Genomic DNA, 18,238 nt, shown 5'->3' with positions numbered 1-18,238 from the left:
CTGGCCCCATGAAGTTCGTCGACGAAGTACGCATCTACGTGAAGGCGGGAGACGGCGGGAACGGGGCCGTGGCCTTCCGGCGGGAGAAGTTCATCGAGCGCGGCGGCCCCAACGGCGGGGACGGCGGCAACGGCGGCTCCGTGGTGTTCGTTGCGAACCCGCAACTGACCACGCTCCTGGACTACCGCTACCAGCAGCACCACCGCGCCAAGAACGGCGAGCACGGCATGGGCAGTGACTGCAACGGTCACGGCGCGGACGACCTGGTGCTCCAGGTGCCGGTGGGCACGCTGATCCGCAACGAGCACACGGGCGAGCTGCTGGTGGACCTGAGCGACCCGGGCCAGCAGTTCGTGGCGGCCAAGGGCGGCCGGGGCGGCCTGGGCAACATGAACTTCGCCACCTCCACGCGCCAGACCCCGCGCTTCGCGCAGGACGGCGGGAAGGGCGAGGAGATCACCCTGCGGCTGGAGCTGAAGCTGCTGGCGGACGTGGGCCTGCTGGGCTTCCCCAACGCGGGCAAGAGCACGTTCATCTCGCGGGTGAGCCGGGCGCGGCCGAAGGTGGCGGACTACCCGTTCACCACGCTGGTGCCGAACCTGGGCATGGTCCAGTACAAGGACAACCTGTCCTTCGTCATGGCGGACATCCCCGGCATCATCGAGGGCGCCAGCGAGGGCGTGGGCCTGGGCCACCAGTTCCTGCGCCACGTGGAGCGCTGCAAGGTGCTGGTGCACCTCATCGACATGGGCGCCGAGGGCGAGGGCCGCAAGCCGCTGGACGACTTCAACATCCTCAACGCGGAGTTGAAGAAGTACAGCGCGGAGCTGGCCGGCAAGCCGCAGGTGGTGGCCGCCAACAAGCTGGACCTGACGGAGGCCCGCGAGCGCCTGGGCCCCTTCACGGAGGCGCTGCGCCGCAAGGGCATCCGCGTGTACCCGGTGTCCTGCGCCACGGGCGAGGGCATGCAGCCCCTGATGGACGCGGTGGCGGAGGTGCTCTTCACCCGCCGCACCGACAAGCTCTACGTCGAGATGCCGACGACGCGGCGGCTCGCGACCAAGGCGCCTGTGAAGAAGGCTCCGGCGAAGAAGGCCGCTGTGAAGAAGGCTCCGGCGAAGAAGGCGCCCGCGAAGAAGAAGTCCGCCGCGAAGAAGGCTCCGGCGAAGAAGGCCGCCGCGAAGAAGTCCTCGCGCAAGCCGGTGGCGAAGAAGGCCGCGCGCAAGGCTCCGGCGAAGAAGGCCACCGCGAAGAAGTCGGTGCGCAAGGCCCCGGCGAAGAAGGCCGCGCGGAAGGCCCCGGCGAAGAAGTCCGGCGGGAGGCGCTGAGCCGATGGCTGGTGGAGGCCCCCGCTACGAGAAGTTCGAGCGCGACGTCGTCGAGCCGGAGCAGTTCCTGCTCGACGTGCGGAAGGAGAAGATCGACCGCGTCGTCAGCCAGCGCACGCGCAACTTCGTGGTGGTACTCGACCGGCTGGAGGACAACTTCAACATGGCCGCGGTGCTGCGCACCTGCGAGTCCATGGGCGTGCAGGAGGTGCACGTCGTCGTCAACCCGGAAGCGCCCTTCATCCCCAACCTGCGGGTGGCCCAGGGCTGCGACAAGTGGTTGGACGTGCACCTCTACAAGACGTTCGCGGAGTGCCGCGAGCACCTGAAGGGGCGGGGCTTCAGCCTCTACGCGTCGGCGCTGCGCGAGGGGGCCACCAACCTCTACAGCCTGCGCTTCGACACGAAGTTCGCCATGGTGTTCGGCAACGAGCGCTATGGCGTGAGCGACGACGTGCTCAACGGCGTGGACGGCACCTTCTGGGTGCCCATGAAGGGCTTCAGCCAGAGCCTGAACATCTCCGCGGCGGCGTCCGCCAGCATCACCCGGGCGGTCGCCTGGCGGGACGAGCACCTGGCGGGGGGCTCCGGGGACCTGTCCCCCGAGGAGGCCCAGGAACTGCGCGAGCGCTTCTACCTGCTGGGCGTGAAGCAGCGGAAGCGTCTGGTCAAAGCCACACAGCGGTGAATGCTGGCCCCCCGGGGTCCGTCCGGATGCGGTAGATGGACCCTGCGGGCGCCTTTGGGCGCCTGCTCCGGAGGCGCACGCCATGTTGCTGGAATCCCTGCTCTTCGCGCTGCTCACGCAGGCCCCCACCACCGCGCCCGCGCCGAAGCCCGCGGCCGCCGCCAAGGCCCCCGCCGCCACGCCGAAGCCCGCCGCCCCCAAGGACGCCGGCACGGCCGCCATGCCCCCCGCCGCGAAGCAGGGCGACGCCAGCGTGGCCCCCAGCGCCTCGAAGCCCGCGCCGAAGCCGATGGCGCCCGAGGTGAAGACGCTCGTGGACCGGATGCAGGCCTTCTACGAGAAGACGGGCGACTTCAAGGCGGGCTTCCGGCAGGACTACAAGTACAAGGCCTTCCGCCGCACGCAGACGTCCACCGGCACGGTGACCTACAAGAAGCCGGGCCTGATGCGCTGGGAGTACGAGAACCCGTCCAAGCGGACGTTCGTGCTCGCGGGCAACAAGGTCTACATGCACGACCCGGAGGCGCAGACGCTGTCGGTGGCGGCCATGGACACCAGCAAGCTGTCCGCGTCGGTGACGTTCCTCTTCGGCCAGGGAAAGCTGGCGGACGAGTTCGCCATCACCAAGGGCGACTGCAAGGACTGCAAGGGCACGTTGCTGGTGCTGGATCCGCTCAAGGAGGAGCCGCGCTTCCGCCAGGTGCGCCTGGAGGTGGACCCCGCGACGGCGCAGGTGCTCAAGAGCACCGTGGTGGATCCGGACGGCAGTGAGAACACCATCGCCTTCCTGGACCTGAAGACGAACGTTGGCATCGCGGCGGACAGCTTCAAGCTGAACCCGCCCGAGGGCACCCGCGTGGACGACTTCACCAAGAAGGCGCAGTAGGAGCGCCCGCCCTCCATGCGCGGCGTGCTGCTGGCGGGATGCGTGCTCTTGGGCGCGGGGTGTCACTCCGCCGCGCCCGCGGGCCCTTCACGTCCCACGAGCCTCGTGGGACAGACGCTGCCCCTCCTGTCGTCGCCCGCGCTGCGGCTGACGGTGGCGGGGCGGTTGGGGAACCGGGCCGTGCCGGTGGTGCTGGACGTGACGCGGCCGCTGTCGCTCGTGTCCACGAACTGCTTCGACGGTGAGCCGCCCGCCCCCGCGGGGACGGCGCGCGTGCCGGAGCCCTCGGGGGGCCATCGCTCCTGGCCGGAGGTGCCGGCCCCGCCGCTGACGGTGGGCCCGGTGGCGCCGCCCCTGCGCACGCTGCTGCTCTCCGGTGAGACGGGCTGCTCGGTGACGCTGGGGCAGGACGTGCTGGCCCCGTATGCCCTCACGGTGGATCCGCTGCGCCGCGAGGTGACCTTCACCGCGTCGCGTCCCCGCGAGGCCTACGAGGCGGAGCTGCGCGCGACGGACGCGGTGCGCGAGGCGCAGGTGGTGGAGCTGAGCCGCGAGCCGCTGGGGGACTGGCCGCTGCTCGCGGTGCAGGTGACGCAGAACGGGGCGAGCATCACCGGCCCCTTCGTGCTGGGCACGCGTGAGCCCTTCTCCCGCCTGGCGGTGGATCCCGCGCTGGCGCAGGGGCTCCAGCCGCTGGAGACGGCCGCGGGCCTGCCGCCGCGCACCTTCGCGGTGGACGCGGTGGAGGTGGCGGAGGGCCTGGGCGTGAAGCCGCTGGTGATGGAGGCCGCGGGCCGCTGGCCGTCGCAGAGCAGCCTGGGCCGTCTGGGGCCGGACGTGTGGGGCCGCTTCACCGCCACCTTGGACGCGCAGGGTGGGGCGCTGGTGCTGCGCAGGCCGCACGTGCGCACGCCCGAGGGCGGAGGCCGGCAGCAGTGCGCGGGCGAGGGCGGCGCGTTTAGCGAGGAGTCCTGCTACGGCGTCTTCGTGCGCGCGGAGCCCGACGGCGCGGTGGCCCTGTCCGGCGAGGTGTTCCGGGACGTGCCCGAGGGAGTGCGCCTGTACGTGGAGCCCCGGGGCGCGGACGGTCAGCGCCTGGAGACGGGCTGTCAGGTGGGCCTGAGCTTCCCCACGGCCACGCGCGGCGCCAACACGCAGCACCGGCTGCCATGGGCGTCCCTGGCGAAGACGCTGCCCGCGTGCCACGCCGCGCTGCAGGGCGCGAAGGGCTACGCCGTGTCGCTGGTGGAGGAAGGGCGCCAGCCCGAGTGCCCCACGACGTGCGCCTTCGTCACCGAGTCCGCGTCGCGGCGCACCGTCTGCGAGTGCCAGCCCACGCCGCTGGGCGAAGGTGTGGCCGTCCCGACGAAGGGCTCCGGTCCCCAGCCGCCGCCCGTCGAGGAGCGCGAGCTGGAGCCGGAGGATCCGAAGTAGGGCCGTCGCAGGTTTCATCTCACGGCCCGCCACCTGTCGAGGAGTGGGGAGGCCCGAGAGGCCGAGGGCGCGCTCACGCACGCGGTGCGAGCACCGACGCCTGAAAGGGGCTCGGAGCGCGCTGGCCGGTCGCCGACGTATCGGTCTCCATGAACGGCTCGGGCCCGCGACCGCCTCCTTGAGGGAGGACGGGGCGCGGGCCCGTGGTACGGCGTTCGCGGTGACGGCTACTCCGGACGGGGCTCCGGCGGACGCACCATCGCCTTCAGCGGCACGGGCGCGGGGTGGGCCTCGCGCGGGGTGTGCGCGCGCTGCTTCGGATCCGGACGCTCCACCACGCGGGCGATGAGGTCGTAGTCGTGCGCCTCCGTCACCTCCACGGTGACGAACTCGCCCGGGTACGCCAGGCCGTCGTTGATGTAGACCTGCCCGTCGATCTCCGGCGCCTGGCCCTCGTGGCGGCCCACCAGCAGGTGCTCGGACTCCTCGCTGGGGCCCTCCACCAGCACGGTGAGCTTCTGGCCCACGAGCTTCTTGTTCTGCTCGCGGTTGATTCGCTTCTGGATGGCCATCACCTCGCGCCAGCGGCGCTCGATGGTCTTCGCCGGAACCTTGTTGGGCAGGTCGAACGCGGCGGTGTTCTCCTCGTCCGAGTACTGGAACACGCCCAGGCGCTGGAAGCGCTGCTCCTTCACGAACTCCTTCAAGAGCTCGAAGTCCTCCTCCGTCTCACCCGGCAGGCCGACGATGAGCGAGGTGCGCATCACCAGGTTCGGGACGCGCTCGCGCAGCTTGCCCAGCAGCTTCTTGAGGAACTCCGCGTTGCGGCCGCGCTTCATGGACAGGAGCAGCTTGTCGCTGGCGTGCTGCACCGGCATGTCCAGGTACTTGGCGATCTTCGGCTCGGTCGCGATGACGTCGATGAGCTCGTCCGGGAACACGCGCGGGTAGGCGTAGTGCAGGCGGATCCACTTCACGTCCACCTTCACCAGCTCCTTGAGCAGCTCGTGGAGCTTCGGCTTTCCAGGCAGGTCATGCCCGTACGCCGTCAGGTCCTGCGCGACGAGGTTCAGCTCCTGCACGCCGCTGTCCGCCAGCTTCCGAGCCTCCGCCACGATGTCCGCCACCGCGCGCGAGCGCTGGGCACCGCGCAGCTTGGGGATGATGCAGAACGCGCAGGCGTTGTCGCACCCTTCCGAAATCTTCAGGTACGCCGTGTACTTCGGCATCGAGTTGATGCGCGGCGTCTCCGCGTTGTGGATGTATTCCGGATCCGGAATCACCTGGCGCGGCGTGGCCTCCGCCGCCAAGAGGTCACCAATCTGGGCGTACGCGCTGGTGCCCAGGAAGTGGTCCACCTCCGGCATCTCCTGCGACAGCTCCTGGCCGTAGCGCTGGGACAGGCAGCCCGTGACGACGAGCGTCTTGCAGGAGCCCGACTTCTTCAGCTCCGCCATCTCCAAGATGGAGTCCACCGACTCCTGCTTCGCCGGGCCGATGAAGGCGCACGTGTTGACCACGATGACCTCGGCGTCCGCGGCCTCCTGCACGAGCGAATAGCCACGCGTGCGCAGGGTGCCCAGCATCACCTCGGAGTCCACCCGGTTCTTCGGGCAGCCGAGGGTCATCATGTACAGGCTCTTGGTCTCTTCCACGCGCGTCTACCGCTTTCCCAGTTGCGTCCGCTCGAAGTGGTCCGCACTCCAAACGAAGTTGATGATGGCGCCGTTCGAGTAACCGATGTTCAGCGCCCCGTCTTCTTCCAGCTCCACCGAGGTGGCGCGACCCAGCGCACAGGTGGCGGCCGGCCAGTCGAGCACCCGTTGGGCTGTCTTCCCCGACACCACATAGAGCCCCATGCGGAGCTCGTCGTCGGAATCGCATTGACCCTCGACGGCATAGGGATTCTTCCCAGTGAGCACCGTAACGACCGGTCGCCCGTCCGGCAGGCTTAACGCCTCCGGCAGGTTCACGCCCATCTTGGACGCATCCACGGCCGTGGGCGCGACGAGCGCGCGCAGCGAGGCCGGCGTGAGGGCGGCTTCGCCCTGGGCCCAGTCCGGGTAGCTGAGCATGCCCCAGCCCAGCCAGCCGGTGGGCGCCGCCTCCAGCGCGGTGACGCTGGCGGGGGGCTTCAGCTTGAGGTTCTTGCGCGCCTCGTCCGGCAGGCGCAGCGCCTCACCGTCCGCCATCGTGCCGCCCTTGCAGTTGGACACCGGCACCGCCTTGGCGCCCACCTGGTCCTGGTCCTCGTAGGTGATGCAGAGGTCCATGACGAGCGGATCCACCGCGGGGAAGCGGGGCAGGGCGCGCACGGGCACCATGGCCACCACGGACAGCGTGTCGCCCTGGCGGTGCACCGCGGCGTTCACCAGGCCCTGCGCGAACTGGGGCGTGCCGCTGTCGGCCCCGGAGGTGCGCTGGCCGTCGAAGGCGAAGCGGTAGGTGTAGCCCGGGGCGGTGGGGCCTGAGTCCGGGAAATGGAGCGTCATCGTGACGACGTCGCCCGCGAGCAACTGGTTGTCCGTGGCCTCCACGCCCACGAAGAGCGTGTCCTTGCGCCAGCCCACCCGGGCGGAGAAGTTCGCGGTGGCCCCTTCGACGGACAGCGGCTTGAGGACCAGCGGCGAGCCGAAGTCCTTGAGCCCCTTCTCCGGCCGGGGCGCCTTCTTGAGCACGGGCACCGGCTTGCCAGTCCGCGGCGCCGCGTCCTGCGCGAGCGAGGCGGTGGCGAGGAGCAGGCAGAGGGGCAGGGGGGCCAGACGGGCGGCGTGCATGACGAGGGGGCCCTAGTCGCGGAAGTTGGTGAACTGCATGTCCAGGCTCAGCCGGTCCTGCTCCTTGCGGAACAGCGCCATGGCCTCCTGCAGGTCGTCGCGGTTCTTGCCCGTGACGCGGAGCTGATCCGCCTGGATGGAGCCCTGCACCTTGATCTTCGACTCCTTGAGGACCTTGATCAGCTCCTTGGACTTCTCCACCGGGATGCCCTGCTGGAGCTTGATGGGCTGCTTGACGTTGGACAGGCCCGTCTTCTCGATGTCGCCGAACTCCAGCACGCGCAGGCTGATGCCGCGCTTGGCCAGCTTGCCGAGCAGGACCTCCTTGGCGGCCTGGAGCTTCTCCTCGCTGTTCGTCTTGAGCGTGAGCGCGGAATGGTCCGGGGCGATGTCGATTTCGGCCTTCACGCCCTGGAAGTCGTAGCGGGTGCTGAGCTCCTTGCGGGTCTGATTCACCGCGTTGTCGAGCTCAGCCAGATCGATCTTGGAGATGACGTCGAAGGAGGGCATGGGGGGACCTTTCGCGCCCTTAACATACCTACACCCGGACGACCAAGGGCACCACCAGGGTCCGCCGGGAGGTGTGCTGCTTGAAGGCCCGTTTCACGGCCTTGACCAGCTCCTCGCGCACCAGGGCGTCGTCCCCGCGGAGCTGGGGGTTGAGCTCCTCGAAGAAGGCCCGGGCCTCCTGGGCCACCCGGGACAGGACGCCCTGCTCGTCCGGGCTGAGGCCCTGGCCGGACAGCTGGGGCCCCGCCACCAGGGCCTGGGTGTCGCGCCGGAGCACCACCGCCGCGGCCACCACGCCCGTCTCCGCCAGCCGGTTGCGCTCCACCAGCGTCTCCGGCGTCACCACCCCGTCCCCGGAGCGCTCCATCATGACGCGCCCCGTGGGCACGCTGCCAGTGAAGCGGCCCCGCCCCTCCTCGAACGTCACCACGTCCCCGTCGTGCGCCAGCAGCAGCCCCTCCGGCGCCATGCCAGCCTCGCGCGCGGTGGTCAGGTGTCGGTGCAGGTGCCGGACTTCCCCATGCACGGGGACGAAGTTGCGGGGGCGCACCAGCTCCAGCACCCGGCGCTGCTGGGGGCGGCTGGCGTGCCCGGAGACGTGCACGCCGGGCTCCACCTGGGCGTAGACGATGCGGGCGCCTCTCCAGTGGAGTTGGTCGAGCAGCGCGCCCACGGAGCGCTCGTTGCCGGGGATGGGGCGGGCGCTGACGATGACGGTGTCGCCGGGCTCCAGGCGCACGGGCCCATCACCATTCGCCAACTGGGTGAGGCCCGCGCGCGGCTCTCCCTGCGCGCCGGTGGTGAGCACGGCCACGCGGTGGGGCGCGAGCTTTGGCACGCTGTCCAGGTGCACGAAGAGCGAGTCGGGCACGTCCAGGTAGCCCATCTCCCGCGCCAGCTCCACGTTGCGCACCATGCTGCGGCCCTGGAGCGCGACGAGCCGGCCGGTGCGCTCGCACAGCTCCAGCAGGTGGCGCACGCGGTGGAGGTTGGAGGAGAACTGGGCCACGACGATGCGGCCCTTCGTCTCGTGGAAGAGGCGCTCGAAGGTGGTCTGCACCACGCGCTCGCTGCCCGTCTCGTCCACGTGCTCGGAGTTGGTGGAGTCCGACAGCAGGCACAGCACGCCTTCGTCGCCGGCCTCGCCCCAGCGCTCCAGGTCCGTCTTGAGCCCGTCGATGGGGTCCGGGTCGAGCTTGAAGTCGCCGGTGTGGATGACGGTGCCTTCGGGCGAGCGGACGATGAAGCCCACCGCGTCCGGCACGGTGTGCGTCACGCGCGTCGCCTCCACCTTGAAGACCTCGCCCACGGGGAAGGGCGTGCGCGGCTCGATTTCGCGCAGGTCCGCCTTCACGCCCAGCTCCTCCAGGCGGTTGCGCGCGAGCGCGAGCGTGAAGCGCGTGCCGTAGATGGGGACGGGGATGTCGCCCAGCAGGTAGGGGAGCGCGCCGATGTGGTCTTCATGGCCGTGCGTGAGCAGCACGCCCTTGAGCTGGGCCGCGTTGCGCTTCAGGTGCGTGAAGTCCGGGACGATGATGTCCACGCCGGGCATTCCCGACGTGGGGAACATCAGGCCGGCGTCGATGAGCAGCATCTCCCCACGACAGGCGAGCACCATGGCGTTGAGGCCGATTTCGCCCAGGCCGCCCAGAGGTATGACGTGGAGCATGTGCCCCGAAGTCTAAGGGCCCGGCCCCTCCGGTGCGTGGGAATCCGCACACCCCGCCAGCACGAGCCTCCGCCCGCCTGCTTGACGGAATCAAACTAAAGGCTTAGTTGTATTGGAACTAAGGTTTTAGTTCCAAGCCGGGAGGTCCTGCCCGTGACGAAGCCGCCGTCCGCCGAGGAGTCCAAGCCGCTCACGCCGGTGGAGCTGGAGTTGATGCAGCTCGTGTGGAGGTTGGGGGAGGTGAGCGTGGCGGACGTGCTCGCGGCGCTGCCTCCGGAGCGCAAGCTGGCCTACACGTCCGTGTCCACGGTGCTGCGCATCCTGGAGCAGAAGGGCGTGGTGCACAGCCGCAAGGAGGGACGGGGGCACCTGTACTCGGCGCGGCTGTCGCGCGAGGCCTACGAGGCCCAGAGCGTGCGCCACCTGGTGGCGACGGTGTTCGACGGGACGCCTTCGTCGCTGGTGGCGCGGCTGGTGGAGGCGGTGCCGCTGTCGGCGGAGGAGGTGGAGCAGATCCGCAAGCTGCTGGGCAAGAAGGGGGGCCGGGGATGAGCGCCTTCGTCCGGGACGTGCTGGCTGCGTACCTCACGTCGGCGGTGCTGGTGGCGGTGGGCTTCGGGCTGCTGCGCGCGGCGCTGGCGATGGGGATGGAGCGGAGGCTGGATGCGCGGCAGACCCTGCGCGTGGGGCGGGTGACGCTGGGGCTGGCGGTGGTGTTGCCGTTCGCGGCGCTCGCGGCGCGGGAGTGGATGCCGTCGGCGCCGCTCTTCACGTTCGAGCGTTCGCTGGTGCGCTATGCCGCGCCGCTGACGCCAGTTGAAGCGCGTCCCGTGCGTGGCGGCGTGCCGGAGGCGCCGTCGTCGGACACGGGCCTGCCGTGGGCATCGCTTGGATTGGGGCTGGTGGGCGTGGGGGCGGTGGCGTTCCTGGCGTGGGAGCTGCGGCGATACGCGCGCTTGCGGCGGAAGTTGGAAGCGCTGCCCGTGCTTCGCCGCGTGGGCCGGGTGCGCGTGGTGCTGGGAGACGCGGCGGAGGGCGCGTTCTCCGTGTGGTTCCCCGGTGGCGGCGCGTGGGCGGTGGTGCCGTCTGGTGTTCTGGAGGACGCGGAGGCGCTCCGGCTCACGGTGCGGCACGAGCTGCAACACCACCGGCAGCGGGACACGGTGCTCGCGTATGCGCGGCTGGGGTTCGACAGCGCCTTCTTCTGGAATCCGTTCGCTCGGGCGTTCTCGCGGTGGTTGGCGGAGCGTCAGGAGTTCGCCTGTGACGAGGCGCTCGTCACCGTGAGGCGCGTGTCCGCGGAGTCGTATGCGCGGTGCCTGTTGCAGGCGTCGCTGCGTGTCCCTGTTGCCTTCTCTCTTCCCGCCGGCGTCACCGGCATGTCCCACCCCACTGTCAGGAGGATCCACATGTTGTTCCAGCCCCGTCCCCGTAGCTCCGTGCGCACCTTGGGTCTGTCGTTGTCGCTGGCGTTGGTGCTTGCTCCCCTGGCGCTGTGGGCCCAGGGGGCGGTGAAGGGGCGCGCGGTGTCGCTCACGGAGGCGCGTACCCTGGCGGATGCGGGGCGGAAGGAAGGAGACCTGCCCGTGGTGGTGGATGCCGCGGTGGTGGAGCAGCTCAACAAATTCGTCACCACGCCGAAGGGGCGCGACTTCATGCGCAAGGCGCTGGCGAACCTCAAGACGCACCGTGAGGCGATGACGGGCACGCTGCGTTCGCGCTCCCTGCCGGAGGAACTGGTCGCGGTGGCGATGGTGGAGTCGGCGGTGAGCAACCTGCCGGAGACGTCCCGCGAGCCGTCGATGGCGCCGGGACAGCGGGGCGCGGGTGTGTGGATGTTCATTCCGGAGACGGCGCGTCGCTACGGCTTGAAGGTGGAGGCGGGGCGCGACGAGCGGCTGGACGTGGCGAAGGAGACGGAGGCCGCCGCGGCCCTCTTCCAGGCGCTGCATGCGCGCTACGGCGACTGGCGCCTGGCGCTCGCGGCGTACAACCAGGGCGAGGGCGTGGTGGACCGCGTCCTCGCGGAGACGGGCGTGCGCGACGTGAGCGAGTTGGTGCGCACCGGCAAGCTCAATGGCTACACCGCGACGGTGCAGGCCGGAGTGCTGCTGCTGCGCAACCCGCACCTGCTGGACTGAGCCGGGGATTCGAGGCGACCGCCAGCCCTACGGACCTTCCTGCCGGACACCGCCCTCGATGCTGTCCCAACCTGTCCGACAGTCGGACAGGTTTCCGTTGGCCGGCTGTCGCGGCAGTCCCCCGGGCTACGGGCATCCCAACTGGTCCGACAGTCGGACAGGTTTTCTCTGGCCGGCTGTCACGGGTCCCCCGGGCCACGGGCGTCCCAACGGGTCCGACAGTCGGACCAGTTCGTGCGGTGCGCCGCGGACGGGGAGCCCCCTCTGCTTGGGGGCAGCTTCAGGCTTGAAGACCTGGAGCGAATGCGCGAGCCGGAACATTCATGCTTGTGCCCGCGTGCACCGTGATTGCTCGGTGGAACCGCAGCTTCGCTGCGACCGCAAACGCGCATGAGGGCCGGCTTCGATCACGCCCTAGCGAACCGGAACCGTGGCGCGGCTGCACGACACTCTCGCCACGGGGGTTCTGGGAATGTCCCTGTCGCACCGGGGTTCGGATGCGCGTCACCCTGCTTTCGCGCGAGGATGGCGCGCTCGGTGCCAGGGGTGGGAAACGCCATGAAGATCGTCGCGCTCGTTCGTCCGGCTGGTGAAGTTCCGGAAGCAGCCCAGGTGCTCGCCGCCGCGGCGGGGATGGCTCCGGCGGAGGCTCGCATGCGGTTGGCGCCGGAGCCGCCCGCCCTGCTCGCACGTCTGGCTCCCGATGCGGCGGATGCCCTGGTGAAGACCCTTCAGGACGCTGGACTCGCGGCGCTCACCATCGATGAGTCAGAGACCGCTGAACGTGTCACGGCACGCACCGTGACGTTCGGCTCCGCGCAGGCGACGTTCACGCCTCGCGCGGGGGCTCCGCTCACGATGGCCTGGGAGGACGTGACGGTCATCCTCCGGGGCGCTTCATCCCTGCGCACGCAGAGCGAGCACATGGAGAAGACAACGAAGGTGGCGTTGGGCGCGGCCATCGTCACCGGCGGCCTGAAGATGACGAAGACGACGGAGAAGAGCGTGCGCGGCTCGCAGGAGGAGACGTCGCAGGTCGTCTTCGTCTTCGACCGCGACGGCCGGGGCGCCGTGCTGCCGGAAGTGGGCTTCGACTTCTCATGCCTGGGGCCCGCGATGCAGGCGTCGCGAACCGCGAACATGGTCACCCTGGCGCGCCTGGTGCGCGAGCGCGCCCCGGCCGCCTTCTACGACGAGCGGTTGTTGCGGCTGGGTCGCCGGCCGCTGCCCTTCGTGCTGGGCGGCGCGGTGCAGGTGGTGAGCGGCGCCACGTCCCACTCGCGCATCAACACCGCGCAGGGCCTGGACGTGCTCGCGGAGGCCATGCGCCTGGGCGTGGCCCGGGGCTACCTGCCCTGACCACTCAAGACAGCGGCGTCGAGGACTCCGGGGGCGCACGGGAGATCCACGCGGCGATGAACACGTCCAGCTCTCCGCGCATCACGTCCTTCACTCGCGGCGTGCCGGCGCCCGTGCGTGGGTCTTCCACTCTTGCGCCGCGGCCCAGGAAGTAGCGGCGGGCCTCGTCAGTGCTGGCGCCCTGGCCGGCGACGACTCTCGCGGCGATGCCCTTGAGCTCGTCCAGCTCTCCGGCTCCGATGAGCGTGAGCACCCGGCCCGTGGCTTCGTCCTTCGCGGTGACTTCGTTGCGCACGCGCTGGAGGTACTCGCCTTCGCGGCTCTTCACCGGACGGCCCTCCAGCACCAGCAGCTCCCGCTCCAGCTCCTCCAGCGGTCCACCCCGGTGCACGCGCACGTACGCGCGCTGGCGCTTCTCGTCCTCCAGGCGGCGGTGCAGTCCCGTCTCTCCCGCGAGGAATCCGTACGCGCCCGGCCCGGCGATGCGGACCACCACTCGCGCGGGGGCATCCGCTTCCGCGACGGCGGTGGCCTCGTAGCCCCGGCGCTGCGCCCAGCCCAGGTACATGGTGGCCAGCTCCTGCACCCACACGTTCTGCAGCTCCGACGTGTCGCTGGCGCAGATGTCCACCAGCGCCTCGTTGTCCAGCGGCGTGGATCCGGAGGCCCGCAGCGCCTCCGCCATCTGCACCTCGCGCGCGACCTCCTCCACCTGCTTCGCGGCGGAGCCGAGCTGCACCTCGTTCTTCGCCTCGCGCACCAGCCGCCGCCCGAACTGGCACGCGGCCTCCAGGCGGTCCAGCTCCCCCAGCTGCGCCTCCACCGTGCGGAACGCGCGGATGACGTCCGCCGCGTGCAGCGGGTCGTCCCACAGGTTGGGCGCCTGCGTCTCCGCGAGCAGCGCCGCGCGGCGCTCCTCCAGCTCCGGGCGTCCCGTGGACACCGCGAGCGCGCGGGCGCGGCCCACCAGCCGGTCCATCTCAATCAGCAGCGACTTGCGGTCCAGCCGCCGCTTCACCGCCGCGGCCTTCGGCGTGGGCAAGAGCAGCTGCGCCGTCACCTCACGCGGAGGCGGCACGGGCTCCGCGACCGCGACCACGCGGCCTCCGGGCCGGGCCTCCACGCGCACGGGCGTGCCCGGCGGCAGCGGCCTGCGGGCAATCTCCACCGCGAGCGCCGCGGTGAGCGTCTTCTCGATTTCACGCTGCAGGTAGCGCGCGCCGAACTGCGGCGAATAGCCGCGCTCCACCAGCCGGTCCACCACCTCCGGTGTCACTTCCACGTCCAGCGCGCGGGCGCGGATGCCCTCGCGCTCCAGCACGCGGCCCACCTCGCGCTGGGCAATCTTGCGGATGTCCACGCGCGACAGCGGCCGGAAGTGGCAGATGGCGTCGAAGCGGTTGAGGAACTCCGGACGGAAGGCCTCCGCGATGCGGCGGTCCACCTCCGACACCTGCTCCTCCGCGCGCTTGTGCGCGGCGAAGCCCAGGCCCGCCTCGCGGTACACCTCCGAGCCCACGTTGGACGTGGCCACGATGAGCGTGTTGTTGCAAGACACCGCTTCACCCGCGCCGTTGACGAAGGTGCCCTCGTCGAAGAGCTGGAGGAAGCGGTCGTGCACGCTGCGCGCGGCCTTCTCGAACTCGTCCAGCAGCAGCACGGTGAACACCTTGCCGTCGAGCAGCGCGGACAGCTCTCCGCGCCGCGTCTCCAGCGCGGGCGCCCATGACGCGCCGAAGGGGACGCTCTCGTCGCCGTCGTTGGGGTAGTCCGCCATGTTCAGGCGCACCAACCTGTCGGCGGAGCCGAAGAGGTACTCCGCCAGCAGCTTCGCCAGCTGCGTCTTGCCCACGCCCGTGGGCCCGGCGAAGAGGAACACGCCCAGCGGGCGGCGCGGGTCGTTGAGCCCCGCCTTGAGCAGCGCCACCGAGCGCAGCACCGCGGCCACCGCGTCCGTCTGGCCGAGCAGCCGCTCCCCGAAGAAGCGCTCCGTCTCCTCCAGGTCCAGCGGCATCGCGTCGTCCACGACGAAGCGGGGCAGGCGCGTGGCGGCGCAGAAGCGCGTGAGCACGTCCTCCGGCCCCACGTGGTCACGCGCCACGCCCGCGGCCTCCGCCGCCGTCTCCTTGAGCAGCTCGATCGCCTTGCGCGGCATGCGCTGCGCCAGGAGGAACTTCGCGGACAGGCGCAGCGCCAGGTCGCACGCGGCCGGGTCGATGGGCAGGCGCAGCTCGCGCTCCAGCTCCTCCGCCACGCGGCCGACGATCCAGCGCGCCTTGTCCAGCGGCGGCTCCTGGAGGGGCAAGAGGTGGAGCCGTTCAGCCAGGGCCTCGTCGGCGCGCAGCAGCTCCTGCACGCGCTTGGGCTCGGTCTCGAAGATGAAGCGCAGGCCGCCGGTGCGCAGCGCGCGCACGGCCACCGGGGCCAGGGGGCCGCCCAGGGCCACCGGCAGGTCTCGGATGTAGACGATGGGGCAGGGGTGGCGGCCCAGGTGGATGAGCAGCTCCTCGAAGGACTCCGCGGCCTGGCGCTGGGTGCTGCGCGCCAGGATGTTCGCGACGGACACCTCCACGAGCCGCGCCCCGGCCAGCTCGCCGTCCACGCGCCCCTCGGCGATGCGGCGGGCCACCTCCTGCACGAGCGCGCTCTTGCCCACGCCGGGCTCGCCCGCCAGCAGCGGGTGCTTGCCTCCGCGCGCCAAGAGCCCCAGCACCTCCGTCACGGCGGTGTCCACGCCGTGGGCGGCTGGCAGCTTGCCCTCACGCGCCATCGCGGTGAGGTCGCGGTCGATGAGCCGCTCCTGGTCTTCGCTCTTCCTCGTCGCCATGGTGTGGTCCGGAACGCCCCCTCGACGGGCGGCACTCTAACCGTTGCGGCGCGGAAGCGAAGTCCCGGCCCATCCGCGGGGGCCAGGACCTTACGCTTCCAGCTCCGTGTGCCAGTAGGCCACGTCCCTCAGGAACTTGCGCCAGGACAGCGGCAGGCCCTTCTCCACGAGGAACGACACGACCAGCGCGTCCGGCAGCCGCTTCGGCTTCGCGGGCACGGTGCGCAGCGTCATCCGCGCCTGCGCCGGGGTGCGGTTGCCCTTGTGTTGATTGCAGGGCACGCAGGCGATGACGATGTTCTCCCAGCTCGTGCGGCCGCCCTGGGCGCGCGGCACGACGTGATCATACGTCGCCTCCGGACGGGTCACCTTGCGGCCGCAGTACTGGCAGCGGCACAGGTCGCGCTGGTAGACGTTCTCGCGGCTGAAGCGCACGCCGCGCGGGCCCTTCCACAGGGCGCGCACGAAGCGGATGACGGACGGCATGCGCAGCTCCACCGTCACGGAGCGGATGACGCGGTCCTCGTACTCTTCGACGACCTCCACCTTGCCCTGCACGAGCAGCATGACGGCGCGTTGCCACGGGATGCGGGCGACAGGTTCGTAGGACTGGCTCAGCACCAGCGTTTCCATGACACGGGGCCTTTCGGGCGGAACAGGCCGCCAGGGAGTCGAACCCTGCTCGTCCGGATTTGGAGTTCGGACTGCACCCGGTGCGCGGCCTATGGGTGGGAAGCGGAAGAGGAGCGCGGGAGCCCGGACGTGAAGAAGGCCGGGTTCCCGTGTCGGGAGCCCGGCCTCCAGGGCCATGCCGCGTCAGGGACGGGGCGTGGCGCCTTCAGGAGCCGGGCGAGGCGAGGCGATAGGACGCGAAGTCCCGCCAGCGGCACATGGAAGGAGCGGTCACCAGGCTGGGACGCGAGGACGCGGCGATGCCGTGACCGGAAGGGTTCAGGTGCTTGAGGTTCATCGGGGCCTGCAACGTCTCCTGGCGCATCGGGACCGCTCCTTTCGCATCCAGCGACGCCGACGGAAATTCAGTCCTGACAAGCAGGCAGGCGGGACGTTAGGACTCCGCGCATGAAAGCCATCCGCTACCACCAGCTGGGAGGGCCCGAGGTCCTCCGTTGGGAGGACGCGCCGGAGCCCGTGCCCGGGCCGGGCCAGGTCCTCCTCCGGGTCCATGCCGCGGGCGTGAACTTCGCGGACACCGAGCGCCGCCGGGGGCTGTACGACGCCCAGGTGCCCCTGCCGCGCATCCTGGGCAGCGAGGCCGCGGGCGTGGTGCGCGCGGTGGGACCGGGCGTGGACGCGGCCTGGGTGGGCCGCCGGGTCGTCGCCCTGACGAAGGAGGCCTACGCGGAGGCCGCGCTCGCGCCGGTGGAGGGGTTGCTGGTGCTCCCGCCGGAGGTGTCCTTCGCGGAGGCCGCGGCGCTGCTGGTGCAGGGGCTGACGGCGTACCATGTGGTGCACACCGTGGGGCGCGTGGAGGCGGGACAGACGGTGCTCGTCCACGCGGCGGCCGGAGGCGTGGGGGTGCTCGCGGTGCAGCTCGCGAAGGCGGCGGGCGCGCGGGTCATCGGTACGGTGTCGGGTGAAGCGAAGGCGAAGCTCGCGCGGGAGATGGGCGCGGACGCCGTCATCCGCTACGACCGGGAGGACGTCGCGGCGAGCGTGCGCGAGCTGACGGGAGGGCGCGGCGTGGAGCGCGTGCTGGACTCGGTGGGCGCGAGCACCTGGCAGGCCAGCCTGGATGCGCTGGCGCCCTTCGGCCACCTGGTGAGCTACGGCAACGCCAGCGGCCACCCGCCGCACGTGGAGGTGGAGTCGCTCTACGCGAAGTCGCTCACGGTGAGCGCCTACTGGCTGCACACGCCCACGCCCCCGGAGGTGCAGCGCCGCGCGCGTGAAGCGCTGCTCGCGGAGGTCGTGGCGAAGCGCCTGCGCATCGTGGTGGGCCTGACGCTGCCCTTGTCCCGCGCCGAGGAGGCCCACCGCCAACTGGAAGGGCGGAACACGGTGGGCAAGGTCGTGCTGGTCGGCGCGGAGTGAAGGCCCGTCCGTGCGCTGCGGGCACGTCCAGGCCCACGTATAGTTCCCAACCGCGATGTCCCAAGACGATCCTCAGCGCACCCCCTGCAACTGCCTGGCGCTGCGGCAGGCCAGCCGCCACGTCACGCAGTTCTATGATCAGGTGCTCGCCCCCAGCGGCCTCCGGACGACGCAGTACTCCATCCTCCACTACGTCCAGACGCGGGGCCCGCTGACCGTGAACGCGCTGGCGGATCAGCTCGTCATGGACCCCTCCACGCTCACCCACAACCTGAGGCCCCTGTTGAAGGACGGCTTCGTGGTGCTGGAGGTGGGCCGCACGGACCGGCGCCAGCGCGCCATCGCCATCACCCCGGAAGGGCAGGGCGTCTACCGCAAGGCCCGGCCACTCTGGCTGCGCGCCCAGGCGGACTTCGAGCGCGCCGTGGGCGACACCCAGGCCTCCGCGCTGCGCGACCTGCTGGCCGCCGTCGCCCGCACAGGGCTGGGTGAAGCCGAGGCGAAGACAGACGCCCCTGCCGCCCGGAAGGCCCCTGCCTCCCGCCGACGCCGCTGAGCGCATCGGCG

16 protein-coding genes are annotated in these 18,238 nt (G+C 70.9%); 9 read left to right on the top strand and 7 right to left on the bottom strand.

Going from position 1 to position 18,238, the window contains the following annotated elements:
* Positions 1-8: 8 nt before the first annotated feature.
* From obgE to JYK02_RS15070, 4 genes are all read left to right on the top strand, one after another.
* On the top strand, positions 9-1,328 hold the full coding sequence (obgE, locus tag JYK02_RS15085) for a GTPase ObgE (RefSeq protein WP_207051623.1): 1,320 nt from the start codon (positions 9-11) through the stop codon (positions 1,326-1,328).
* A 4-nt stretch (positions 1,329-1,332) separates the two neighbouring features.
* Complete coding sequence (locus tag JYK02_RS15080; RefSeq protein WP_207051622.1) at positions 1,333-2,016, top strand: TrmH family RNA methyltransferase; 684 nt, start codon at positions 1,333-1,335, stop codon at positions 2,014-2,016.
* Between the two features lie 82 nt (positions 2,017-2,098).
* Positions 2,099-2,902, top strand: coding sequence for a LolA family protein (locus tag JYK02_RS15075; RefSeq protein ID WP_207051621.1), 804 nt, complete (start codon positions 2,099-2,101; stop codon positions 2,900-2,902).
* 15 nt (positions 2,903-2,917) lie between these two features.
* Complete coding sequence (locus JYK02_RS15070; RefSeq protein WP_207051620.1) at positions 2,918-4,336, top strand: hypothetical protein; 1,419 nt, start codon at positions 2,918-2,920, stop codon at positions 4,334-4,336.
* A 227-nt stretch (positions 4,337-4,563) separates the two neighbouring features.
* Here the strand turns inward: JYK02_RS15070 and rimO are convergent, their stop codons facing one another.
* The 4 genes from rimO to JYK02_RS15050 are packed head-to-tail and all read right to left on the bottom strand — an operon-like array spanning position 4,564 to position 9,292.
* Entirely contained in the window at positions 4,564-5,964 is a 1,401-nt protein-coding gene (gene rimO, locus JYK02_RS15065; protein ID WP_242588964.1) for a 30S ribosomal protein S12 methylthiotransferase RimO, read from the bottom strand.
* Positions 5,965-5,997: 33 nt separating this feature from the next.
* Positions 5,998-7,113: a hypothetical protein gene (locus JYK02_RS15060; protein ID WP_207051614.1), complete on the bottom strand. Its 1,116-nt coding sequence runs from the start codon at positions 7,111-7,113 to the stop codon at positions 5,998-6,000.
* Positions 7,114-7,125: 12 nt separating this feature from the next.
* Complete coding sequence (locus tag JYK02_RS15055) at positions 7,126-7,623, bottom strand: YajQ family cyclic di-GMP-binding protein (RefSeq protein WP_120524455.1); 498 nt, start codon at positions 7,621-7,623, stop codon at positions 7,126-7,128.
* Positions 7,624-7,651: 28 nt separating this feature from the next.
* Positions 7,652-9,292, bottom strand: a complete 1,641-nt coding sequence (locus JYK02_RS15050) for a ribonuclease J (RefSeq protein ID WP_207051613.1) — start codon at positions 9,290-9,292, stop codon at positions 7,652-7,654.
* A 153-nt stretch (positions 9,293-9,445) separates the two neighbouring features.
* On the opposite strand from JYK02_RS15050, the gene JYK02_RS15045 reads away from it, so the two are divergent.
* From JYK02_RS15045 to JYK02_RS15035, 3 genes are all read left to right on the top strand, one after another.
* Positions 9,446-9,844: a BlaI/MecI/CopY family transcriptional regulator gene (locus JYK02_RS15045; RefSeq protein WP_120524487.1), complete on the top strand. Its 399-nt coding sequence runs from the start codon at positions 9,446-9,448 to the stop codon at positions 9,842-9,844.
* Complete coding sequence (locus tag JYK02_RS15040) at positions 9,841-11,433, top strand: M56 and MltD domain-containing protein (RefSeq protein ID WP_207051612.1); 1,593 nt, start codon at positions 9,841-9,843, stop codon at positions 11,431-11,433. Before JYK02_RS15045 ends, JYK02_RS15040 begins: the two co-directional genes overlap by 4 nt.
* A gap of 558 nt (positions 11,434-11,991) precedes the next feature.
* On the top strand, positions 11,992-12,792 hold the full coding sequence (locus tag JYK02_RS15035) for a hypothetical protein (protein WP_207051611.1): 801 nt from the start codon (positions 11,992-11,994) through the stop codon (positions 12,790-12,792).
* Positions 12,793-12,796: 4 nt separating this feature from the next.
* On the opposite strand, the gene JYK02_RS15030 is transcribed toward JYK02_RS15035, so the two are convergent.
* From JYK02_RS15030 to JYK02_RS15020, 3 genes are all read right to left on the bottom strand, one after another.
* Positions 12,797-15,619 carry an AAA family ATPase gene (locus tag JYK02_RS15030; protein WP_207051610.1) on the bottom strand — a complete coding sequence of 941 codons (2,823 nt, stop codon included), beginning with the start codon at positions 15,617-15,619 and terminating at the stop codon, positions 12,797-12,799.
* Positions 15,620-15,709: 90 nt separating this feature from the next.
* Positions 15,710-16,252 carry an HNH endonuclease gene (locus JYK02_RS15025; RefSeq protein WP_207051609.1) on the bottom strand — a complete coding sequence of 181 codons (543 nt, stop codon included), beginning with the start codon at positions 16,250-16,252 and terminating at the stop codon, positions 15,710-15,712.
* Between the two features lie 205 nt (positions 16,253-16,457).
* Positions 16,458-16,616, bottom strand: a complete 159-nt coding sequence (locus tag JYK02_RS15020) for a hypothetical protein (protein WP_207051608.1) — start codon at positions 16,614-16,616, stop codon at positions 16,458-16,460.
* 83 nt (positions 16,617-16,699) lie between these two features.
* On the opposite strand from JYK02_RS15020, the gene JYK02_RS15015 reads away from it, so the two are divergent.
* Both JYK02_RS15015 and JYK02_RS15010 read left to right on the top strand, forming a co-directional pair.
* Positions 16,700-17,671: a quinone oxidoreductase family protein gene (locus JYK02_RS15015; RefSeq protein ID WP_207051607.1), complete on the top strand. Its 972-nt coding sequence runs from the start codon at positions 16,700-16,702 to the stop codon at positions 17,669-17,671.
* Positions 17,672-17,726: 55 nt separating this feature from the next.
* Positions 17,727-18,227 carry a MarR family winged helix-turn-helix transcriptional regulator gene (locus JYK02_RS15010; protein ID WP_207051606.1) on the top strand — a complete coding sequence of 167 codons (501 nt, stop codon included), beginning with the start codon at positions 17,727-17,729 and terminating at the stop codon, positions 18,225-18,227.
* Positions 18,228-18,238 lie beyond the last annotated feature (11 nt).

Source organism: Corallococcus macrosporus (assembly GCF_017302985.1).
Taxonomy (GTDB): Bacteria; Myxococcota; Myxococcia; order Myxococcales; family Myxococcaceae; genus Corallococcus; species Corallococcus macrosporus_A.
The sequence above is the reverse complement of the archived record's forward strand: the minus strand, read 5'-3'. Positions and strand labels throughout refer to the sequence as shown.

Bases quoted from the DNA above. Each gene is read 5' to 3' on its own strand.
- JYK02_RS15010 (WP_207051606.1), top strand. From the start codon at position 17,727: ATGTCCCAAGACGATCCTCAGCGCACCCCCTGCAACTGCCTGGCGCTG.
- JYK02_RS15050 (WP_207051613.1), bottom strand. From the start codon at position 9,292: ATGCTCCACGTCATACCTCTGGGCGGCCTGGGCGAAATCGGCCTCAAC.
- obgE (WP_207051623.1), top strand. From the start codon at position 9: ATGAAGTTCGTCGACGAAGTACGCATCTACGTGAAGGCGGGAGACGGC.
- rimO (WP_242588964.1), bottom strand. From the start codon at position 5,964: ATGACCCTCGGCTGCCCGAAGAACCGGGTGGACTCCGAGGTGATGCTG.
- JYK02_RS15075 (WP_207051621.1), top strand. From the start codon at position 2,099: ATGTTGCTGGAATCCCTGCTCTTCGCGCTGCTCACGCAGGCCCCCACC.
- JYK02_RS15015 (WP_207051607.1), top strand. From the start codon at position 16,700: ATGAAAGCCATCCGCTACCACCAGCTGGGAGGGCCCGAGGTCCTCCGT.
- JYK02_RS15025 (WP_207051609.1), bottom strand. From the start codon at position 16,252: ATGGAAACGCTGGTGCTGAGCCAGTCCTACGAACCTGTCGCCCGCATC.
- JYK02_RS15030 (WP_207051610.1), bottom strand. From the start codon at position 15,619: ATGGCGACGAGGAAGAGCGAAGACCAGGAGCGGCTCATCGACCGCGAC.
- JYK02_RS15070 (WP_207051620.1), top strand. From the start codon at position 2,918: ATGCGCGGCGTGCTGCTGGCGGGATGCGTGCTCTTGGGCGCGGGGTGT.
- JYK02_RS15080 (WP_207051622.1), top strand. From the start codon at position 1,333: ATGGCTGGTGGAGGCCCCCGCTACGAGAAGTTCGAGCGCGACGTCGTC.
- JYK02_RS15055 (WP_120524455.1), bottom strand. From the start codon at position 7,623: ATGCCCTCCTTCGACGTCATCTCCAAGATCGATCTGGCTGAGCTCGAC.
- JYK02_RS15060 (WP_207051614.1), bottom strand. From the start codon at position 7,113: ATGCACGCCGCCCGTCTGGCCCCCCTGCCCCTCTGCCTGCTCCTCGCC.
- JYK02_RS15035 (WP_207051611.1), top strand. From the start codon at position 11,992: ATGAAGATCGTCGCGCTCGTTCGTCCGGCTGGTGAAGTTCCGGAAGCA.
- JYK02_RS15040 (WP_207051612.1), top strand. From the start codon at position 9,841: ATGAGCGCCTTCGTCCGGGACGTGCTGGCTGCGTACCTCACGTCGGCG.
- JYK02_RS15020 (WP_207051608.1), bottom strand. From the start codon at position 16,616: ATGCGCCAGGAGACGTTGCAGGCCCCGATGAACCTCAAGCACCTGAAC.